The organism is Patescibacteria group bacterium, from assembly GCA_018897195.1.
In the GTDB taxonomy this organism is placed as follows: domain Bacteria; phylum Patescibacteriota; class Patescibacteriia; order Patescibacteriales; family UBA12075; genus JAHILH01.
In genome coordinates this window covers 115,450-135,145 of the sequence record JAHILH010000001.1, presented here as the reverse complement: position 1 = coordinate 135,145, position 19,696 = coordinate 115,450, and the positions used below count along the sequence as shown (strand labels likewise).

The window sequence follows — 19,696 nt, the reverse complement described above, 5'->3', positions numbered from 1 at the left end:
ACTAACTTCTAAATAAGAAAACTGGTTTTAGTTTATTAGTTAAGAAATTTAATGAATTAAAAACGATGACTGAGGCAACCAAACTTGACAACAGGCCAAAGGCTTTAATTGTGAAAAAATTTCCATCAAAAATAATATCAAAATTACCTTTCTCAAAAAAGACTTCAAGGTAATAGAAAAAAGTAAAAAATATTTCGAAGAATACATAGCCGAGCAAGACGATGGTCAGGAATGAATAAAGCGATTTATTAGTAAACAAAAAACCAAACAAAAAATGCGCCATAAACAGTATTAATAAAAAACTGACTAAATAATTACCAAAAAATACAAAAGAATAAATATCCAAAAGAACGCCCGTGCCAATCGTCCAGTAAAGCGCTGTCCAAAAACCATATACGCCCAAAATAAATATAATTGAAATTAATATCAAATTCGTGCCACTAATAAAATACGGCAACGAAGTGACCAAGCCCTTTTGCAATGCGACAATCGCTAAAAGCATAAATATATTTAAGAAGATTTTGCCAAACATAAATTTATTTTAATAAGACCGACACAATAGTTAAATCATCGGGATTAACCAAAGGTTCAATTACGGCTGACTGCCACAAGTCGTTATTACCACCATCAACTTGAGTCACTTTACCGATTGCCAGACCACGTGGAATCAAAGGCTCAAGTCCGGAAGTCACCACTAAATCATTTTTATTTAACTTTTGAGTTTGCGGAATAAAACTCATGCGAATCGTCAAACCCAACTCACCTTCTGCGATTCCCGCCGTCTTATCATTATTGAACATTGTCGCCGCCAACTTACATTGATTACTATTCACTAAAAAAACTTTCGCAATATCATCCTTTGCCTCGGCCACCTTGCCCACAATAATACCCTTGTTATTAACCACTGCCTGTCCAACCACTACGCCACTTTTACTCCCACGATCAATAGTAATCGTCTCAGTTGTTTTCAAGGTATCCGAAATACTCCCACGCGAAACGACATTACTCATCACATACTTATAATTCGTCTTGGTGAAGAAGCTTAAATACCCACGCAACAATTCATTCTCCTCCTGCACGGTTTTCAATTTCGCATTCTCCTCAATCAAGGCGTTGCCCTGAATTTTCATTTCCTCCAAGCTCTTCAACAAATCCGCCTTGTTCACGCTATCATTGTAAGTATTCTTAATCCCCAAACCAGCTGAATTAAAACCGCCGAAAATCGGATTCAAGATTTTGACAAAAAGATTTTCAATCGGCCGAAAGATGCCGATATAATGACCAGCCACAAAAACCAAAAGCACAGCCATGGTGGTGATGAATTTTTGTTTGTTGTTTTTGTTCATAAAAAAATACAAGAATAAGGCGGACAAAATTTTTTTGTTTTTGTTATTCTTGTATAAATAAATACCCTATTCTTTCGTCATTCCCGCGAAGGCGGGAATCCAGGTACCTCGTATAATGATACTAGATATAGTAAATTTATTTCATCTAAATATTAAATTATAATTCAATAGGTTTCTATAATTTTAAACACTCGCAGTGGCGCCTGGATTCCCGCCTTCGCGGGAATGACGCGGAATTCTACATTTTATCCGGACCAGGAGTAATGACCTTCGCCAATAGCTCCGGATCAGAGAGCAGAATACCAGTGCCGCGGACCACACAGGTCAGAGGATCATCAGCCACGCGTACAGGGATCTTGGTTGCTTGTGCAATTTCCTTATCTAATCCGCGCAAAAGAGCGCCGCCGCCGGTCAATACAATTCCGTGCTCATAAATATCTGATACCAATTCTGGTGGCGTAATTTCCAAAGTTGTTTTAATATTTTCCACAATCTGTAAAACCGTCCGACTAATCGCCTCACGCACCTGACTATCATTGATCGTAATCGCCTTTGGTAAACCATTCAATAAATCACGACCACGCGCTTCCATCTCGATTTTTTCTTTCAAAACTGTCGCTGAACCAATTTTAATCTTAATCGATTCCGCCAATTGCTCACCAATCAAAATATTAAATTCTTCCCGAATATACTGAATGATATTATTATCCAATTCATTACCAGCCAAGCGCAATGACTTCCACGCTACCACACCGCCTAGCGAAATCACGGAAATTTCCGTTGTCCCGCCACCAATATCCACAATCATCGTCGCCGTCGGATCGGCCACGGGCAAACGCGCCCCAATCGCCGCCGCCATTGACTCTTCAATCAAAAATACTTGTCGCGCTCCGGCCGATTTCGCCGCATCCTCCACCGCCTTGCGCTCCACCTCGGTAATATCCAAAGGCACACCAATCACCACGCGCGGACGCGGAATCAAAGTAAAGCTCTCATTATGCACCTTGTCGATAAAATATTTCAACATCTTTTCCGTCACCTCAAAATCAGAAATCACACCGTCAACCAACGGTCGCACCGCCTGAATATGCCCCGGAGTCTTACCCACCATCTTGCGCGCCTCATCACCCACAGCCAAAATCTCATCCGTCCGTGTATTGATAGCGACCACAGATGGTTCATTAATAACAATACCCTTGTCCGAAGTATACACAAGAGTATTTTTGGTACCGAGATCGATGCCCAAATCTTTACTAAATTTTCCTAAGAATTTATTAAACACTATTTATATTATCGTTACATTGCTACATTGTGGAAAAAATGAAACCATGAAGCCGAAATTATTTCAAATCAATGCTGTTATTATAACCCGTGGGAATACTTATGTCAAAAAAAATAGCTATAAGTAAATATAGCCAATTTTAGGGATATTATTGTATTAAGATGAAAACTGGATAAAGTTTGGGTATTTTTTGGAAATAAAAAAGCCTTTGCGAGATTTACCCGCAAAGGCTTGTTAAAGATATTATTACTGCCTGGTTAATAGGCAAACTCACCGTAAGGCGTATAGAGCGTAACGAGATTATCTGGACTTTCCGAGTGATGACAATCACCCAATCGAAACAATTTCACCCTGGTCCACTCTGAAACCGAATTCAGGACATCCTGCAAAACACCACCCTTGTCAGATCCTATAATATCAATGCCAACCCCGCAATTAAAGGCGGTAAACATATTTTCCCATTCTTCACCAGATTCAAACTTAATCAACTGAAAAATCGGTGGTGGTATCGGCATTTTTTTTACATAATGAATATTCCGGCCGATATTCAACACCTTAGTGGCGCCACCGCCGGTATTCATAACGACACCATGAAGCAAATGAAGGCTGTCATGACTGCGTAATCCGTCGATAATCCTCTTGATAACCAACGCCCATTGACGTGTCGGCGACATGATTGCCTCTGAAACTGACATTGTGCCAAGTCTTTCATCCATTCCATGGATTGAGAACCGACCCTCGAACGGTTTTTCCTGTCGCATAAGCTCCGGATGTTTATTGACATAGTTCGCGTGCATCAATTTGATGCGCGCCATGGTTAAGCCATTCGACATAATGCCGGAATTACCTTCCTTTTCCCAGGCTACTTGGCCATCGCTGGCCATTCCGAAAATCGCATCACCGGGCTCAATATTACCCTCAATCAGACCAGTCTCATGTACTCTGGAACTGGCACAGATATCAAAAACAACTGTCTTAACCTGATCAGGCAAGTCCGCCGTTTCGCCACCGAAAAACGTTACATCGAATCCATGCTCGATATAAAGCTGTTTCAATTCGGCAATTCTGATAGCAAGCTGCTCCATTATTACATCCTTTGGCGCAGATATTCCGTTGATATTTATAACATCAGTCAAAAATAACTCATCAACAAATCCGCTAGCCGCAATGTCTCCGGTATTCATCGACCATGCATCATCAACCGCGCCGCGAAAGACGGTGGCATCTCCAGTTTCATGATAATGAAGTAATCGCTGAAGCATTTTGCTACCATCGCCATCCATGTGTTGCGTCAATACATAGCCAGGATTCAAACGATCCTTCACAATGTTGCAAAACGCCAAAGGATAGTCGTTGTCAATTACTGGCTTAAAGCTTTTTTTCACGCCTGTTTTGTGAGCATCTACTCCAAGCTGTGCATACTGACTTTCTTGTCCACCATCACCTTGTCCAGCAGGCTGATCATTTGAATCTTGCATGTGCCACATATCCAATCTCCTTCTCGAAATATTAATAAAAATAAAAAGAACGATTCAAAAAAAAGAACCCTCCCCTGTCTTAATTTGATTTAAGATTAGGATATTTTAGGAAAATAGTCAATAGAAAACCCCGTTACTGCAATAGCAACGGGGTTTGATTTTTTATCTCCTTATCGAATAATAGTTAATTTTTCATGCACCAATCATAGGCATTTTGGAACATTTTGAGCCAAGGCGAAGCCTCAAGCTCTTTTTTCATTTGTTCCGGCATATGATGCCATTGCCATTTAAGAAAGGCACGTTCGGGATGAGGCATCATGGCTGTATGCCGACCATCGGTAGTTGTGAGAGCTGTAACACCTTCCCAACTGCCGTTCGGACAGAAGGGATATTTATTTGTATCCCTCCCGCTATCATCAACATATGACATTGCACACAGTTTATTACCGACGGTTACTGCCCTAACAGTTTCATCCGGAAAAATAAGCCTACCTTCACCGTGTGCAACATGAACACCGAGAATAGAGCCAGCCATATCCTTAAACAAAATGGATGGACTATCCGAAATCCTGACGCTTGACCATCGCGATTCGAAACGACCGGAGTCATTATGAACGAACCGCGGTTGGTGTTCTGGCTTGATTCCGGTATACGGAACCCAACCAAGTAGGCCGAACAACTGACAACCATTACACACGCCCAAAGAAAAAGTATCAGGCCGTTTGTAAAACTTATCAAACTCAGCCCGCAACTTTTCATTGAACAAAATAGTTGCCGCCCAACCCTTGGCGCTTTGTGGCACATCAGCATAAGAAAATCCGCCGGCGGCCACCAAGCCTCGAAACATCGTTAAAGAAACACGTTCTGCAAGTAAATCGGTCATCGTCACGTCCCAGGGTTCAAATCCGGCGGCTTCAAAAGCTGCCGCCATCTCCCGATCGCCATTCGTCCCTTCTTCACGCAAGATACAAACCTTTGGCTTGTTCTCTGCCTGAAGAATTTCAGGGGCGGTTGGTTTTGGTTCAAACGTGAGCTTGTACTGCGGGCCAGGGCGATCAAAGATGTTCTCCCTTTCTGCATCAGCACACGTTGGATTTGCCTGTAGCTTTTCCAACTGATAACTGGTCTCTTCCCAAAGATTCCGTAATTCCGGCATTGATTCATTAAAAACAAGCTCAGCGCCGAAATACAAAGTAATATACTGATTTGTACTCAATGTTCGTCCAATGGGTATGTATGGGATATTGTTGTCCAGCAATCTCCTTATTACTATGCTTGCATAATTATAAGTACACTCAATAACCAATCCCAATTCTTCAGAAAACAACACTGGGATTACTTCGCCTTCAACTGTGCCCATTTGTATTTCCAGTCCACAATTACCGGCAAAAGCCATTTCCAGCAACGTTGTAATTAGACCACCGTCGCTCCGATCATGGCAAGCCAAAATCAAATCCTTGTCAATCAAATCCTGCACGCAATTAAACGCGCGCTTGACCAACTCAGGATCATCCATGTCCGGACTTTCATTGCCAATCTGACCATGGACATGCGCCAAAGCCGATCCACCCAGACGATTTTTTCCATTTGCCAAGTCAATAAAAATCAACTGACTTTCGCCCGGCTTCTTGATGTCCGGCGTCACCACTTTGGTAATATCCGCTATTCCAACATAAGCCGAAATAACCAACTGCCGCGGTGATTTGACTGTCTCGGCACCAACTCTGGTCGCCATCGACAAGCTATCCTTTCCGCCATCAATGGCAACATCAAGCGCAATCAAACAATCGCGCAAGGCCGTTGCGGCCGAATACATCGCCGCACCCTCACCTTCAAGTTTCGGTGCCCACATCCAGTTCGCAGAACATTTCACGCTATCAAGACCGTCGATTTTTGCTCCGGCTAGATTCGTTATTGCTTCGCCAACTGCCATGCGCGCACCAGCCGCCGGATTAACCAACATCTTGATCGGCTGTTCACCGATTGAGGTTGCCATTCCGGAATGCACACCATTGTCATTGGGCACTAAACTTTGCGCCATTACCGCCACATCACTGACAGGCAATTGGAGAGGGCCGCAACATTGCTGCTGAGCTACCAATCCAGTTACACTCCTGTCTCCCTTGTTGGTTAAAAACCTTTTTGAACCAACGGAGACCAAGCGCAACACTCTTGCAAGCGCGTCCTCCACTGTCAAACCTTCCGGCAATACCAATGACCTCAAGTCATCCTCAACCGTCTTAACCTCAAAAGTCTTCTGAGGCATTCCTCCCATGAGTTCATGCAAGTCAATATTGACCGGCGTTGTGCCATCATTTGAATCATGGACAACAAATTTCCCATCCATTGTCACAGATCCAAGAACTTCGCAATTTACTTTTTCGCGTTCGCAGATCTTCTTAAACTCCTCAATCCGTTCTTCGCGAATCAATAAGCCATTCCGCTCTTGATATTCTGCAACATAGATTTCCAACACCGACATGGTCGGATCTCCGACCTTTATCTTGCGTATTTCAATCTGTCCACCAGATTTTTCCACTAATTCTTTCAGGACATTAGCTGGTCCACCAGCACCCTGATCGTGAATGACATCAAGAGGATTATTTTCCCCCATTTCTGAACAAGTGCGGACAACACGGTTCATCTTTTGTTCCATTTCTGCATTGCCACGCTGCACAGCATTGAAATCAAGCCCGGCATCTTGGTCGCCCTGAATTAGGCTCGAAGCCGCACCGCCACCAAAACCAACGCGATAAGCAGGTCCGCCAATCTGTACGATGAGCATTCCTTCTTCGGCGTCGTTTTTTCTGATATGCCGGTGATCGATTTGTCCCATCCCAGCAGTAAACATTATCGGCTTGATAAAGCTCCAACGCGCACCACCCCAGGGACGCAAATCAAATGATCGAGCAAAACCAAGCACCAATGCCTCGCCAATTTCGTTGCCATAGCGCGAACCACCATTACTGGCCTCAATCAAAATCTGCAAACCGCTTGCCAAATTTTCCGGACGCTTAAACTCAAGCTCCCAGGGTAAGGTGTAATTTGCAATATGAAGATTGGACACGCAATAGCCTGCCGTACCAATTCCCATCAATCCGCCGCGTCCAGTTGCCTGAATGTCACGAATACGACCACCCGATCCGGTTTCCGCACCAGGAAATGGTGCCACGCCAGTCGGAAAGTTGTGCGTCTCCGCCGTAAAGATAATGTGATAAAGCCGCTCATCGCGAACCAATCGAGAATACATACCCGGCTGTTCCGGCACAAGTGTCTGAATAAAACGACCTTTAATACCGCTGGAATTATCACTGAAAGCAATAATACTATTTCCTGGATTTGCATTCCAAGTCTCCATCACCAATTCAAATAAAGTCCAGGGCATTTCCTGTCCATCAATAATCATCTTGCCCTTGAAATAGCCGTGACGCGAATGCTCGCTATTGGCATTATTCAAGTCCAAAATCTCAACAATGGTCGGATTGCGGTTATTCTTCATTACAAAGTAATCATAATAAAACCGCCGGTCCCAGTCATCCATCGAAATCCCCGGTATATCCTTCAAGGCATCAGGCCCCTTTTCAATCATGGGTACCTCATATACTGCTTGAGGCTCAATTCCCGTTGAAAATGTCTGCAAAGCTCCCGGGTACTCACACTCGGTCATGCGATCATGATTATCCGCAATAAACTCGTCACGCGAAATGCCCTCCGGCACCACATACCGCCTCGATCGCTCCACCCGATTCACCTTTCCCAGGCCGATCGACTGGCAAATCGAAACCATATTGGAAGACCAAGGAGTCTCACAATTCATTCGTGGCCCCAACTCTATCACATCACCATCCAAAGAAGAAACGTCCTTCATGCTTTCTTTGATAAAACCATCAGCCAACGCTTTCTTCATTTTCTCAAACTCATCTGCTGTCAACGGCTCCACTAACCCAACGTTAAAACAATACTCACTCCCATCAGGATTCATACAAAAAAGATGCGCGATTGAACTCATTCTCCCCTCCTCCCTTTTAGATTAGTAAATAACTATTATTCAGTTATCAATGAACAAAATAAAATACCCCAAAATTAGGGTAAATATATTTTTATACTACAGAAAAAATGAAAAAAGTCAATGTTTATATGCAAGTCATGCCACGGTCGGAAAGTTCATAAAATTGGCTAAAATTGTAACAATTTTTACCAGAATCAAGACCCAAGAAATATATTATTCCGAATAACCACAAATCGCTTGACTAATTCCTGGCAATATGCTAAGATTATGAAGTAAAAAATTATTTTAGAAAAGTAGTCGACTTTCACAAAAATATTTAAAAAATTTGCAAATTTTATAAACTATCTATCACAAAACTATGAACGGATCAGTAAAAAAGAAGATGGACAAAGGCTTCGGCTTCATCACATCTTCAAGTTTGGACAAAGATTTATTCTTTCACAGCAATTCATTGGTTGGCGTTACTTTTAACGAAATCCAAGAAGGCGACAACGTGACATTCGAAACAGAAGAATCTCCAAAAGGTTTGAACGCAGTAAATGTTAAGCTTGCTTAATACTTCTCGTATAAAAAAACTCCTCGATTAAACCCGAGGAGTTTTTTATTTGGCAAAAAAAGAAGCGGTTTCAAATTAATGATACCGCTTTGTAGTTGTTTAATGTTAACAAACAGCCTCATTGACTGAGATTGTTCGCCATATCCTTATACAAGGGCTGAAGGCGAAGTTCCAATTCTGTAATCGTCGCCCTATGCTCCGGACACTCCTTGCCAGTTGTATAATTAACACAATCAAGTGCCTGCCTTGCAAGCCGAAGTTCATCTTGTACTTTGGCGAGCTGGGCTGGAAATGGTGCAAATATCTCATGCACTCGTCTGGGCTTTTTTTCAGAACCTTCATTGTTCATTGCATTATTACCTTTGAACATCCTTTCCTCCATCTTTGAATAATTATTTTTTTATAATCACATTAACGAACAAATTATATAAATCATTTTGACTTATCGGCTTATACTAGCATAAATTGATAAATAAGTCAAGAATACTGATAAAATTAAGATTGTCACTGGTTGACAAACCACAATATTTCTGCTAAGATCACGACAGTAATTATGCACAAAGAAATAATTAACGCACTTTATAACCACAATCAAGGGAGATGAACGATGAAAAAAATTCCAGTTTTATTGGCAGGATTACCGGGGAATATGGCACTCATGCTGGCAGAACGCATTACAAGAAATGAGCGATATATGTTGGTTCCATATGCATTTACGGGACCGGGGCTTGGTCGTGAAGATTATTTTCTTGATTTCGATCTACGTCATACCAGCAAGATGACTCTTCTTGAGCCATCTCAGCGTCAACAAGCCCTGGATACGATTATTTCAGCATATCCGGATTGTATTGTAGTTGATTTTACTCAACCAAATGCTGCAAATGATAATTGTGAATTTTACAGCTTAAACAAACTGCCCTTTGTCATGGGCACAACCGGCGGAGATCGTGCCTTACTTGCCGCAACCGTGAAACGGTCTCTCACCGTCGCCGTCATTGCGCCGAACATGTCCATACCCGTCGTAATGATGATGGACATGATCGAATACGCTGCCAAGAACTATCCCAATGCATTATCCGACTGGCAAGCCCTCGTTATCGAAAGTCATCAGGCCGCAAAAAAAGACAAAAGCGGTACGGCTATTGCCATCGGCAAACTGCTCTGTAAACTTGGCGTCAATTTCACCGAAGACAATATCAGGGCCATACGCGACCCATTCGAACAAGGGCTAATGGGCGTTCCCCCAACGGCATTCGCCGGACACGGTTTTCATCGATATCATCTTGGCTCCCCAGACGGCAATGTCAGCCTCGGCTTCGAGCACAATGTCTGTGGCCGCGAAACCTATGTCGACGGCACACTCAAAGCCGTAGACTTCCTGGCAAAAAAAATTGCCAAAGGAGTTAATGGCAAATGTTTCAGCATGATAGACGTAATGCGCGGATAACCTGCGCTCTCACGTCTACACAAAGGAGAACTTTCTAACGATTGTTCTCCTTTTTTCTTGTCATTAAAATATAAAAAAAATACCCCCACATTATAAAAATGCGGGGGTGTAATAAAACTACTTAAGAAAGAACGTTAATACTTTACATTCGCCTGCTCAAAGGCGTTTGCGATGGCTTCTTGCCATTCTGGTTGTTCGATTGGCGACGTGACCGAATAGCGGATATACGGACCGAAATGCACGCCGACCACACCGGTTTTTTCAATCATCAAATAATTAAACTGCTCAGCATTCTGGATTTTTTGACCAAAGGCCTCACTGGGTGCAAGCCACAGAGAGAAAAAACCTGCACCTGGAACAACTGTCAGCTTCATACCTCTGAATTCAAGAAGATCATGCAAGAGAAAGTTTCTATCGCGATACATATCGCGATTTTTCAAAACACTCTCCATGTCATCCTGCATACACTTGAGTACGCCGTAGGCCGCCGGTGCAAAGAAACCACTGTCGGTATTACCCTTAATCGTTGCGATGTCGCCAATAAAATCGGACGAGCCGACCATGGCACCAATACGCCAACCTGTGCCATTCGCAATTACCTTAGAGGCTGAATACGCCTCGCACCAGGACAGATTTGGAAAATGCTGGGCAACACTGGCCAAGGTCGCCGCGTCTTTGTTGTAGGTCAACATGGCATAGGCAGCGTCATTGAAAATTCTGATGTTTTTCTGATCACAATAATCGCATATATCCTCCCAATAATCAGCAGTAGCCACCTGGCCACTGGGGTTATGCGGATAATTCAGCATCAGCAATGTTGTCCCTTTCGTAATATCCCTAGGAGAAAACAAAAAATTGTTATCTGTATTTGTTCTTAGCGCATAATTTTCAACGCATTGGTATTGACACTGTACGGCCGGCGTTGGATAACCAGGACTGGTCATAGTCGCCACTTTAACCTCCTTATACGTAAGACCCCTGTCGTTAAAACCAACATGGCCACACGCCATCGGTATCAACCCCAACATCGGTTTGATACCCGGAATCGGTAAATAAGCCAACCCCTCATCCAAAAGTCTTACTTGATGAAGGTTGACAAACTTTTGAGCAAATCCCGGTACACCCGGCGAACCGTTATCTTGATATTCATGCATTGACTCATCATCTTTCATAACAGCCTGGCACGCGGCGATTCTTGCTGAAATGAGTGCCGGCCCGCTTGGTTGTCCAATCCCCAATCGCCAAATCTTTTGACCAGCCGCCTCAGCCGCTGTCACTCGTTTCTTAATCTCTTGAAACAAATTCTGTCCACCTGGTGGTAATTTGCTTTCTTGCATGTTCATTCTCCTCATCATAGGTTGATGGATTAATACTGCACAGTTTTTTCATTGAGCAAAGTTTCCGTCGCCAATAAACCGGCAATGGTAGCTGCATTACTGATTCTCACTACTGAATTATCTGGTCGCAACAACAATTGTTGCGATTCACCCCATCCATTATAACGCATCGCCATGGCAATACCATGAGCGCCAGTATCATGAACGACGACAAAATCATCTTCACATATAATTGGCAAATTTCGATCAGAAATCATGTGAATGTTTTCACACAGCGGACCAACAATTGAAACTGTTCTTTTCGGACCAAGTATTTTCTCTTCTCCATCCGAACACAAGATACTAACTTCGTGAGGCGAAGGATAAATTCCCGCTCGCAAAATATCGGCGGCATCGCAAATATCAACACCGATGAATTGTTTATACTTATCCATCTTATTGATTACCTGCGACACCAACACACCATTCGGACCGGTGACAAAACGCCCTGATTCCATATACAACTCTGGCAAATAGCCACGACGAGTCTTGAAATCATCCAAATAATGATTGATCAATTCAGACATTTCCACAATATCAAGCGGTTGATCTTCTGGGTTATAATTAACACCCAGGCCCCCGCCAATATTAATGAATTCAAGTTGAATCCCAAGCATGTCTTGTATTCGTTCCGCCATCTCAAGTTGCATCTTGGCATTACCAGCCAAGATTTTGGCATCACGACAATTGGACGCATACATCGTATGGATTCCAAAAATAGTCGCTCCTTTGTCTTGCACCTTTTTATAGGCATCAATAATTTGATCATACTGCAAACCATATTTCTGGTTGACAGGATTACCAATAATCGAATTACTACCTTCGGTTCGACGTTCGCCCGGGTTATAGCGAAAACAAATTCGCTCCGGCACGCGCGGCAACTTATCGATGAAAGAAATATCATCAAGATTAAGAATGCCGGCCACACTCATCGCGTACTCATAATGAGAGGGATGCGTGTTGTTGGAGGTATACATCACCTGATGCGGCAAGGCACCAGCCAACTGCGCTCGATAAAGCTCTGTTGGTGAGGCACAATCCAGACCAAAGCCAGCGTCCAACATAATCTTCAAAATCTGAACATTGGGACAAGCTTTGACGGCAAAGAAATTGGTTCCCAGATGAGCGGTAAAAAACAGCTTTTGCATCAAGGTAATCGTGTCACGAATACCCTGCTCATCGTAAACGTGAAATCCAGGACTAAGCGCCCATGACGGAACTGGATAATTTTTATTACCAGCCATAATTGGACGAAAATCATACGCAATCTTAGGAATCAGCGGAAACAAACGATCTTTAAATATCTGCGACATCACCATAATGCACCTCCTTGGGTGTTTAAGATTATAACACTGAAAACAAGTATGTTTTTCTTATTTAATTATCAAAAAACAACCCTCCTTATATCAGGAGGGATTATCGCAACATTAGTAATTTAAGTAACAATTGTCAATTATTCTGGCAATTTTACAATCAAAGCTACAAAATATTGCCCCAGCACACACTCTTTACTTTTTTTTACTTTTATATTAATATAATAAAGTAATCACCAAGGTGGTGATTTTTCGTTTGTTTCAAGCGAATATTCGGGAATCGTCCAAAGGCAAGACAGCTGGTTTTGGTCCAGTCAATTGGGGTTCGAATCCCTATTCCCGAGCAATTAAAATAACGCTAATTTTAGCGTTATTTTTTTTATTATACCAAAAAAATGGCGCTGTTCTATTTTGAACAACGCCATTGGCAATAACACTATCAGATGTTTTTCATAAACGATCAAGGCTTATGACGCAAGATCAAAAACGCGCTCGCTACAAAGTAATTCCTTGCCCTTACGCATCCTTTTCCGTTCATTTATAAGCTTTTGAACAATGTAGGTCACGCGACCCTTTGGCACACACCTACCTTGATAGACGAGCTGTTTTTTCGAGAAATTTGGATCAAGAAATGTATCCCCAGGATAATCAATCCTGACCTCTTTTCTGACAAAATTTTCAAACCTTTTCTTGTCGTTCAGAAAATCATTAAAAATTTCAACGCGCTCTTCCAAAACTTCTTTCAGAGCTCGCCTCAACAATTGTTCGTTGACCACTTCTCCATCTTCAAAATGGATTGATCCTGGCAAAAAAACCTTTGAACTAGGAAGTTTCAAACCGGGAGTTAGGCGCCTGATTTCATTTTTGACATACTTCAACTTTTTCACTTGATCAGCGATAAAATCACAATGCGTTTGTCTGGCGAAAATAACCGCCTCTTCCAAATTTTCTATCTGCCCAACTGTCAGAACGTCTTCATACTTATCACCAATCTCATTCTGAACTTGAATAACAACCTCGGCAAATCGTTTTTTGCTCTTCCAGTAATTACACAATAAATTAGTGGCAAGTTGAACCGCCTCAGCAAAGATCTCGCGAGAAACTGCGACCATATCACCTTCACACGTCACCATATTGAACCCTCCAAAATGTTTTACACCTACATAAATTTTAATGACACCATATCACTAAAATAATAAAAAGAACTAACAGATTCAAACTTAAATATATTTAACAATACAAAAATCCAATACAACAATACAGCCAATATTAGCATATTTACGGTCATATGTCAACTTTGCTAAGATTACATCCTAAAAAACAAAAAAGACAAGAAAATCTTGTCTTTTTAAGATAAATTTTACATTTAAAGTCGCGGAAATAATGCCTCACCCTTCTTAATTTGCTTCTCGCTAAATTGAGCAATTATCTTACTCGCCGTCTCGGGCATAAAAGGCTGTAATAATTCCGCAATATTCAAAATATTTTGCGCCACAGGTTCCAAAACCTTCTTTAGCTCATCCTTTTCTTTTATCTTCCACGGCGTTGTCTTGCTAATATATTCATCACTCTCTCTCACCTTATCCCACAAGAGTAACAAAGTTTCATTGAACAAGAAATTATCAATATTAACATTGAATTTATCAATTAGTTCTTGATCAGAATTCGCCACTATCGCCACTTCCACCTCGCCCTTCTCCAACATGTTTGATACCCGCGCCACGAGATTGCCAAGACCGTTCGCTAAATCAGCATTAAACTTATCATCAAATTTTTCCCAACCAATATCACCATCTCGCCCCATTGCTATTGAGCTCATTATCAAATATCGTGACGCATCAACTCCATATTTTGCTATCAGTTCAGATGGCCCAATTACATTCCCAATTGATTTACTCATTTTTTGCCCATCTACCAAGAAAAAGCCGTGTACAAAAAGCTGTTTTGGCAAAGGCATGTCAAGCGACAGAAGCATTGCTGGCCAAATCGTTGTATGCACGCGTAAAATATCTTTACTCATTAATTGTACTTCTGGTGGGAACATATCCGGGGCTCCGTCGACACCATCCCAACCCAATCCGGTTAAATAATTCAAAAAAGCATCAGACCAAACGTAAGCTGTATGAGATGTATCCCAGGGCAAGGGAATGCCCCATTTTACATTTTTTCGTGAAAAAGAAATGTCATTAAGACCCTCTTTTTCATAAAAATTTACAATTTCATGCTTACGCTCAACTGGAATTATTTTATATTCATCGCTTTTTATTTTTTGCAACAACCTATCCGAATACTTGCTCATTTTAAAAACATAAGTATCTTCACACATTTTTTCCGGTTCAGTATTATGATCCGGACAAAGTCCTCCTACTAAATCTTTTTCATTCTTAAATTGTTCACAACCAGTACAATACAAGCCTTCATATTTATCCAAATAAATATCACCCTTGTCATACATTTTTTGCAAAGCATTTTGTACGGCTAATTTATGATTCTCATCAGTAGTGCGAATAAACTTATCATTGGAAATACTTAATTCTTTCCAGGCCTTGTGGTAAGACGCCACAATCTCATCGACAAAAAACTTAGGATCCTTACCAGCGACATCCGCCTTCTGTTGAATCTTGGCTCCATGTTCATCCGTTCCAGTCAAAAAGAAAACCTCATCACCAATTAAGCGATGATGACGCGCTAAAACGTCTGCGGCCACAGTCGTATAGGTATGTCCAATATGTGGCTGGGCATTCACGTAATATATCGGGGTTGTAATATAAAATTTATTTTTCATAATATTTAAGCGATAATAACAACAAATTCTCCTTTTTGATCGTCTTTATTTTCTTCAATTCTCTTAATAATAGTTTCCAAATCACCACGATAAACAGTTTCGTGCATCTTGGATAATTCACGGCAAACAACTACTGAAGTCACTTGCCTTTTTCTCTCTAGGCCCTGTTTCTTCTTTTGATAGGGATCCATTTCTTCCAACTTAAGATTGTACTCTTCACTTTTTTTATTAACCTCAATTAATTCTTGAAGTAGTTTAATAATTCGATGCTTAGATTCATAAATCACAATCGGGTCATGGGTTTCGGGAATCCGATCCAAGAAAGTTTGACGACCTTTTTTGTGTGGTAAAAAACCTAAAAAAATAAATTTGTCGGTGGCAATTCCTGAAATAGATAAGGCCGCCGTTACCGCTGATGGACCAGGCACAGATTCTATTTTCACACCATCATCGCTGCCAAATTTCTCAATTACATCTTGGACCAAGCGGCCACCTGGATCAGAGATGCCAGGTGTCCCAGCATCAGTAACAAGAGCGAGATTTTTGCCGTCAGCCAATAATTTTAAAATCTGCTTATTTTTATTCTCATCCGAATGCTGATGATAAGAGATCATCTTCGTCTTAATGTCATAGCGATGCAACAAAACTCCAGTCACGCGTGTGTCCTCGCACAGCACAAAATCAACCTCTCCTAGAATACGGAGAGCTCGCATACTAATATCTTCTAAATTACCTATCGGCGTACCGACAATATATAAAGTATTCATTGTATTTATTTCCTCGTCATTCCCGCGAAGGCGGGAATCCAGGTACCTCGTATATTGTTTTCCATTTAAGGAGAGTTAAAATATATGAAGTATTTATTGTTATTAATATTTTTTTAAAAAAAGTCTCTATAATTATATATCCAAAATTTGTGGCGCCTGGATCCCCGCCTTCGCGGGGATGACGGAAGACAAATTAAGATATCTCATCCTTTCGATTCTTCACATATTTCGTCCATTCTTCAGCAATTTCCACAAAAATCTTAAACGGAGCTTCAATAATAAAATCAAGAATAAAAACGAAGACGTTTACCTGGGAAAACTTCTCACTCAACCACTTGCCCACCGCAATCACTGGAACATAGAAGAAGTCCAAAATAAAATTCAAAATATTTTCTCTTGGCGGAATCACGATTAACTCTCTAGTATTGCGACGAATTCTAATACCAAAGAAACTAATCAGAGCCAAGAAAAATAAGAAAATAGTAATACTGACAAAATGAAAGTTAATTTTTTGCAAAGCCCAGACCACGGCTCCAAAAGACGTTAAAAAAGTTGCCGCATAAATAATGCCAAAAATTGCGTTCATAAGACCACCTTGTTTAATTGGTTGACGCATTACGATTGGCTCAGTACGCTTTTTTTCAATAAAGACAATTTCCTCTATACCACTAACAATCTTTTCAGAATTCTCCTTTGACGGCAACTTAGTCAAAGCTACCACCACAAAGAGCAATGCAACTGGAAAAGCAATATTAATCATCAAGGATGTTGTGTTCAACTCCTCGCCTAGCCATTTTGTCACCGGCACCTCAAGAACAAAGGCTAAAATAGATTTGGTAATAAAGACATAGATCAAGCTACGAATCGCCGCGCGCCATAATTTTTTCTTGGTTCCCTTGTAACGAACTTCGCACACGCGCTTAATATGATGCGGAAAAGCCTTGGGATCAGCACTGAAAGAATTATAAATACCAACGCAATCGTCCTCAATGACATCCATAAGCATAGTGAAATAAACAGTATAGCGACTAATTATTTTTCGCAATTGTCCGGTAATAGGATGATGAATTTGCCCATCAATAGCCGCCTTAAGTGAAAAAATATTCACTGCCACCTCTTTTACCTGCTCATCGGTCGCACTATCCCAGCCAGCATTAAAATATTTGAACAACAAGAACGAGACCATACTATGATCATACTTCATCATCGTCGAGTGAATACCGATATAAATTTGAATATCACGATCCTTTTCATACTCAGATCCATTCTCAAACTTCACACCAGCCGTTAGAATGTCATACATATAAGCGACCAACACATTATCAACGTCAGAACGACCAATGCGCTCTTCCAAGTCTGTCGCACACAAAGAAAGAACCCAATTGCTCATTTCATTACGCTCTTGTATCTTTTTCTCTCGGAAATATTCTAAGAAATATTTTTTTAATTGCAGATATTTAGCAATTACCACCGAGAATTCATCAATCTTGCTTTCTGGAATCGAATTATTGGGCATATAACCAGCCCGAATCAATTCCACAAGTAAATGACGAGAAACGTCTTGACTATTAACATCTTTGAGTGAAACCACATTCTCAATCACAATATGTCGCTTCAAAATTCGCTCAATCGCGTTTTTACGCAATAAATTATCCTCCTTATAATCAACTGAGTTTCTAATTTTTTCATAGTAAAAAGACATCTTAGAAACCAAGTCGGAGACATTAATTTTTTGTACGTCGTCACTACCAGATTCCTTTTTATTTTGCTTTTTATAGATAGCCTGAAAAAGCTTCTTTGAGTCATCATTAGGAGTTAGCGGCGTGTCAGTTTTTTTTGATAAGGTTGGATTGAACATTGTTTTTAAAATTTGAAATGACTTGTGATATCTTTTTTCAAATGCCACAACTTGTAAGCGCTGACTAAAAATATATAAGCAATAATTAAGGTAATTAAACTAAAAATAATCCTTAATAAAAAATCAGTCCAGACAATTAATATTGCCATCAGCAATAAAAGGATGCCGGAACTAAGTAAAGACCAAATCAAACTATTAATTTTATGATTGATTTTTTTAAATAAATTTTCCATATATTTATATAATTAATTAACTACAAAACCCTAACTGACATTTAAAACCCTTATTACAGGACTTTTCACTATTACAACAAGGTTGCGTTAGGCCGCCACACTTATTACAAAAGCCACCATTATCCAAATTGCCGGGTTCACATTTAAAACCATTCGGACATGAAGGTTCACCACTGCCCCCACAGAGAGAGCAGATACTGCCAAGGCATTCAGCGCGTGAGTCGTCTTTCTTGTCTTGATCGGCGCACCCATTGTTAACGCAGCACGGATTACCAGTCACTCCACATTCAGCGCAGTAATTATCTACACAGATCGCAGTGCCGTCACATCTCGGCTCGTCCTTGCGACAATATTTACTCACCTGCCCGAAGCCACAACCTTCACCGCAATACCCCTTACTCTGATCACTGGGATCAAGACAACACTCCAAGCCTTGTTCGCATTTACTTTCCTCATTAAAGCAGCAGGTTAGTCCACTCAAACCACACTCTTGCGACAACAACACGTCTTCCTTCCAACTATCTTGATAAATATCCTTATCCTGTTGTCCACATCCCGTAGTTAAAAATAACAAAAATAATAATCCCAGAAAAAACTTATTTTTAAAAATTCTAATTATCAAATTAGAGAACATAAACAAAAACTTTATTTTCTTCTTTGTTTTTCTTTGCTTTTGATTTTTTCGTATCACCAGAAAAAAAAGAAAAACGTCCTTTTTTTCTTTCCAAATCAATTACTCTCGTGACGGGCATATTCGGAATAACAAAACCATTGCTCATGACAACTGTTCCAGGTTTGCATTCAAATTTAAATTTTTTTTCAAATTCTCGCAATTTTACCAAATCAAGCTTTAAGTAAATCAAATCGACCTTGCTAACATCAATCCGACGCAATTCTTGACGCCGAACTTTGATTGCGCTACGGTGAAAAAAAACTTGCACCCGCGACACGAAAATCGGCCAAATAGCATCGTCAATACCAATACAATCAACTTTCGGGAAATTTTTTTCTATAGCGTACAACAACCCGGACCGACCGCTACCAATTGAGATAACCTGAAAATTCCACTTAAGGCCCAATTTCTTAATCTCACTCAACATCTGATTAATTACCCAAGGACGTGAAGAAACAAAAGGGGCAAAACCCTTAAATAAAATATCAAAAATCCGTTTGCCAATAAATGACAAAACAAAATATAGTGCTACGCCGTAAATTAAAATTTGCCACTTAGACATCGAATTACAAT

General features: G+C 40.8%; 17 protein-coding genes and 1 tRNA gene. 3 read left to right on the top strand and 15 right to left on the bottom strand.

All coding sequences use genetic code 11. The features are described from left to right. Position 1: 1 nt before the first annotated feature. From KKD45_00630 to purL, 5 genes are all read right to left on the bottom strand, one after another. Positions 2-532, bottom strand: a complete 531-nt coding sequence (locus KKD45_00630) for a hypothetical protein (protein ID MBU4309010.1) — start codon at positions 530-532, stop codon at positions 2-4. A gap of 4 nt (positions 533-536) precedes the next feature. After that, positions 537-1,346 carry a rod shape-determining protein MreC gene (locus tag KKD45_00625; GenBank protein MBU4309009.1) on the bottom strand — a complete coding sequence of 270 codons (810 nt, stop codon included), beginning with the start codon at positions 1,344-1,346 and terminating at the stop codon, positions 537-539. A gap of 238 nt (positions 1,347-1,584) precedes the next feature. After that, positions 1,585-2,628, bottom strand: a complete 1,044-nt coding sequence (locus KKD45_00620) for a rod shape-determining protein (protein ID MBU4309008.1) — start codon at positions 2,626-2,628, stop codon at positions 1,585-1,587. A 257-nt stretch (positions 2,629-2,885) separates the two neighbouring features. Next, positions 2,886-4,115 (bottom strand): hypothetical protein, encoded by a 1,230-nt coding sequence (locus KKD45_00615; protein MBU4309007.1) that lies wholly within the window; start codon positions 4,113-4,115, stop codon positions 2,886-2,888. A 175-nt stretch (positions 4,116-4,290) separates the two neighbouring features. Then, positions 4,291-8,115 carry a phosphoribosylformylglycinamidine synthase gene (purL, locus tag KKD45_00610; protein MBU4309006.1) on the bottom strand — a complete coding sequence of 1,275 codons (3,825 nt, stop codon included), beginning with the start codon at positions 8,113-8,115 and terminating at the stop codon, positions 4,291-4,293. Positions 8,116-8,473: 358 nt separating this feature from the next. On the opposite strand from purL, the gene KKD45_00605 reads away from it, so the two are divergent. Then, on the top strand, positions 8,474-8,671 hold the full coding sequence (locus KKD45_00605; GenBank protein ID MBU4309005.1) for a cold shock domain-containing protein: 198 nt from the start codon (positions 8,474-8,476) through the stop codon (positions 8,669-8,671). Positions 8,672-8,789: 118 nt separating this feature from the next. Here the strand turns inward: KKD45_00605 and KKD45_00600 are convergent, their stop codons facing one another. Next, positions 8,790-9,041, bottom strand: a complete 252-nt coding sequence (locus KKD45_00600; protein ID MBU4309004.1) for a hypothetical protein — start codon at positions 9,039-9,041, stop codon at positions 8,790-8,792. A gap of 237 nt (positions 9,042-9,278) precedes the next feature. Between KKD45_00600 and KKD45_00595 the strand changes: the two genes are divergently transcribed. Next, positions 9,279-10,118, top strand: a complete 840-nt coding sequence (locus tag KKD45_00595) for a dihydrodipicolinate reductase (protein MBU4309003.1) — start codon at positions 9,279-9,281, stop codon at positions 10,116-10,118. A gap of 134 nt (positions 10,119-10,252) precedes the next feature. Here the strand turns inward: KKD45_00595 and KKD45_00590 are convergent, their stop codons facing one another. Together KKD45_00590 and KKD45_00585 are read right to left on the bottom strand one after the other, a co-directional pair. Beyond that, on the bottom strand, positions 10,253-11,455 hold the full coding sequence (locus KKD45_00590; protein ID MBU4309002.1) for an aminotransferase class I/II-fold pyridoxal phosphate-dependent enzyme: 1,203 nt from the start codon (positions 11,453-11,455) through the stop codon (positions 10,253-10,255). 29 nt (positions 11,456-11,484) lie between these two features. Further along, positions 11,485-12,807: a diaminopimelate decarboxylase gene (locus tag KKD45_00585; protein MBU4309001.1), complete on the bottom strand. Its 1,323-nt coding sequence runs from the start codon at positions 12,805-12,807 to the stop codon at positions 11,485-11,487. Positions 12,808-13,080: 273 nt separating this feature from the next. Here KKD45_00585 and KKD45_00580 point away from each other — a divergent pair. After that, positions 13,081-13,151 (top strand) — tRNA-Gln (locus KKD45_00580). A 123-nt stretch (positions 13,152-13,274) separates the two neighbouring features. Here KKD45_00580 and KKD45_00575 read toward each other — a convergent pair. The 7 genes from KKD45_00575 to KKD45_00545 all read right to left on the bottom strand — a co-directional run bounded on the left by KKD45_00575 (position 13,275) and on the right by KKD45_00545 (position 19,685). Then, positions 13,275-13,940: a hypothetical protein gene (locus KKD45_00575; protein MBU4309000.1), complete on the bottom strand. Its 666-nt coding sequence runs from the start codon at positions 13,938-13,940 to the stop codon at positions 13,275-13,277. Positions 13,941-14,173: 233 nt separating this feature from the next. Further along, complete coding sequence (locus KKD45_00570; GenBank protein ID MBU4308999.1) at positions 14,174-15,592, bottom strand: class I tRNA ligase family protein; 1,419 nt, start codon at positions 15,590-15,592, stop codon at positions 14,174-14,176. Between the two features lie 5 nt (positions 15,593-15,597). Beyond that, positions 15,598-16,359 (bottom strand): 16S rRNA (cytidine(1402)-2'-O)-methyltransferase, encoded by a 762-nt coding sequence (gene rsmI / locus KKD45_00565; GenBank protein MBU4308998.1) that lies wholly within the window; start codon positions 16,357-16,359, stop codon positions 15,598-15,600. Between the two features lie 193 nt (positions 16,360-16,552). Further along, the gene (locus tag KKD45_00560) at positions 16,553-18,217 is read right to left on the bottom strand and encodes a hypothetical protein (protein MBU4308997.1); all 1,665 of its coding nucleotides are present in this window, start codon (positions 18,215-18,217) and stop codon (positions 16,553-16,555) included. 5 nt (positions 18,218-18,222) lie between these two features. Next, positions 18,223-18,450, bottom strand: a complete 228-nt coding sequence (locus tag KKD45_00555) for a hypothetical protein (protein ID MBU4308996.1) — start codon at positions 18,448-18,450, stop codon at positions 18,223-18,225. A 16-nt stretch (positions 18,451-18,466) separates the two neighbouring features. Further along, positions 18,467-19,084 (bottom strand): hypothetical protein, encoded by a 618-nt coding sequence (locus KKD45_00550; protein ID MBU4308995.1) that lies wholly within the window; start codon positions 19,082-19,084, stop codon positions 18,467-18,469. After that, the gene (locus KKD45_00545) at positions 19,074-19,685 is read right to left on the bottom strand and encodes a hypothetical protein (GenBank protein ID MBU4308994.1); all 612 of its coding nucleotides are present in this window, start codon (positions 19,683-19,685) and stop codon (positions 19,074-19,076) included. The genes KKD45_00550 and KKD45_00545 overlap by 11 nt, the downstream gene beginning before the upstream one ends. Between the last annotated feature and the right edge of the window lie 11 nt (positions 19,686-19,696).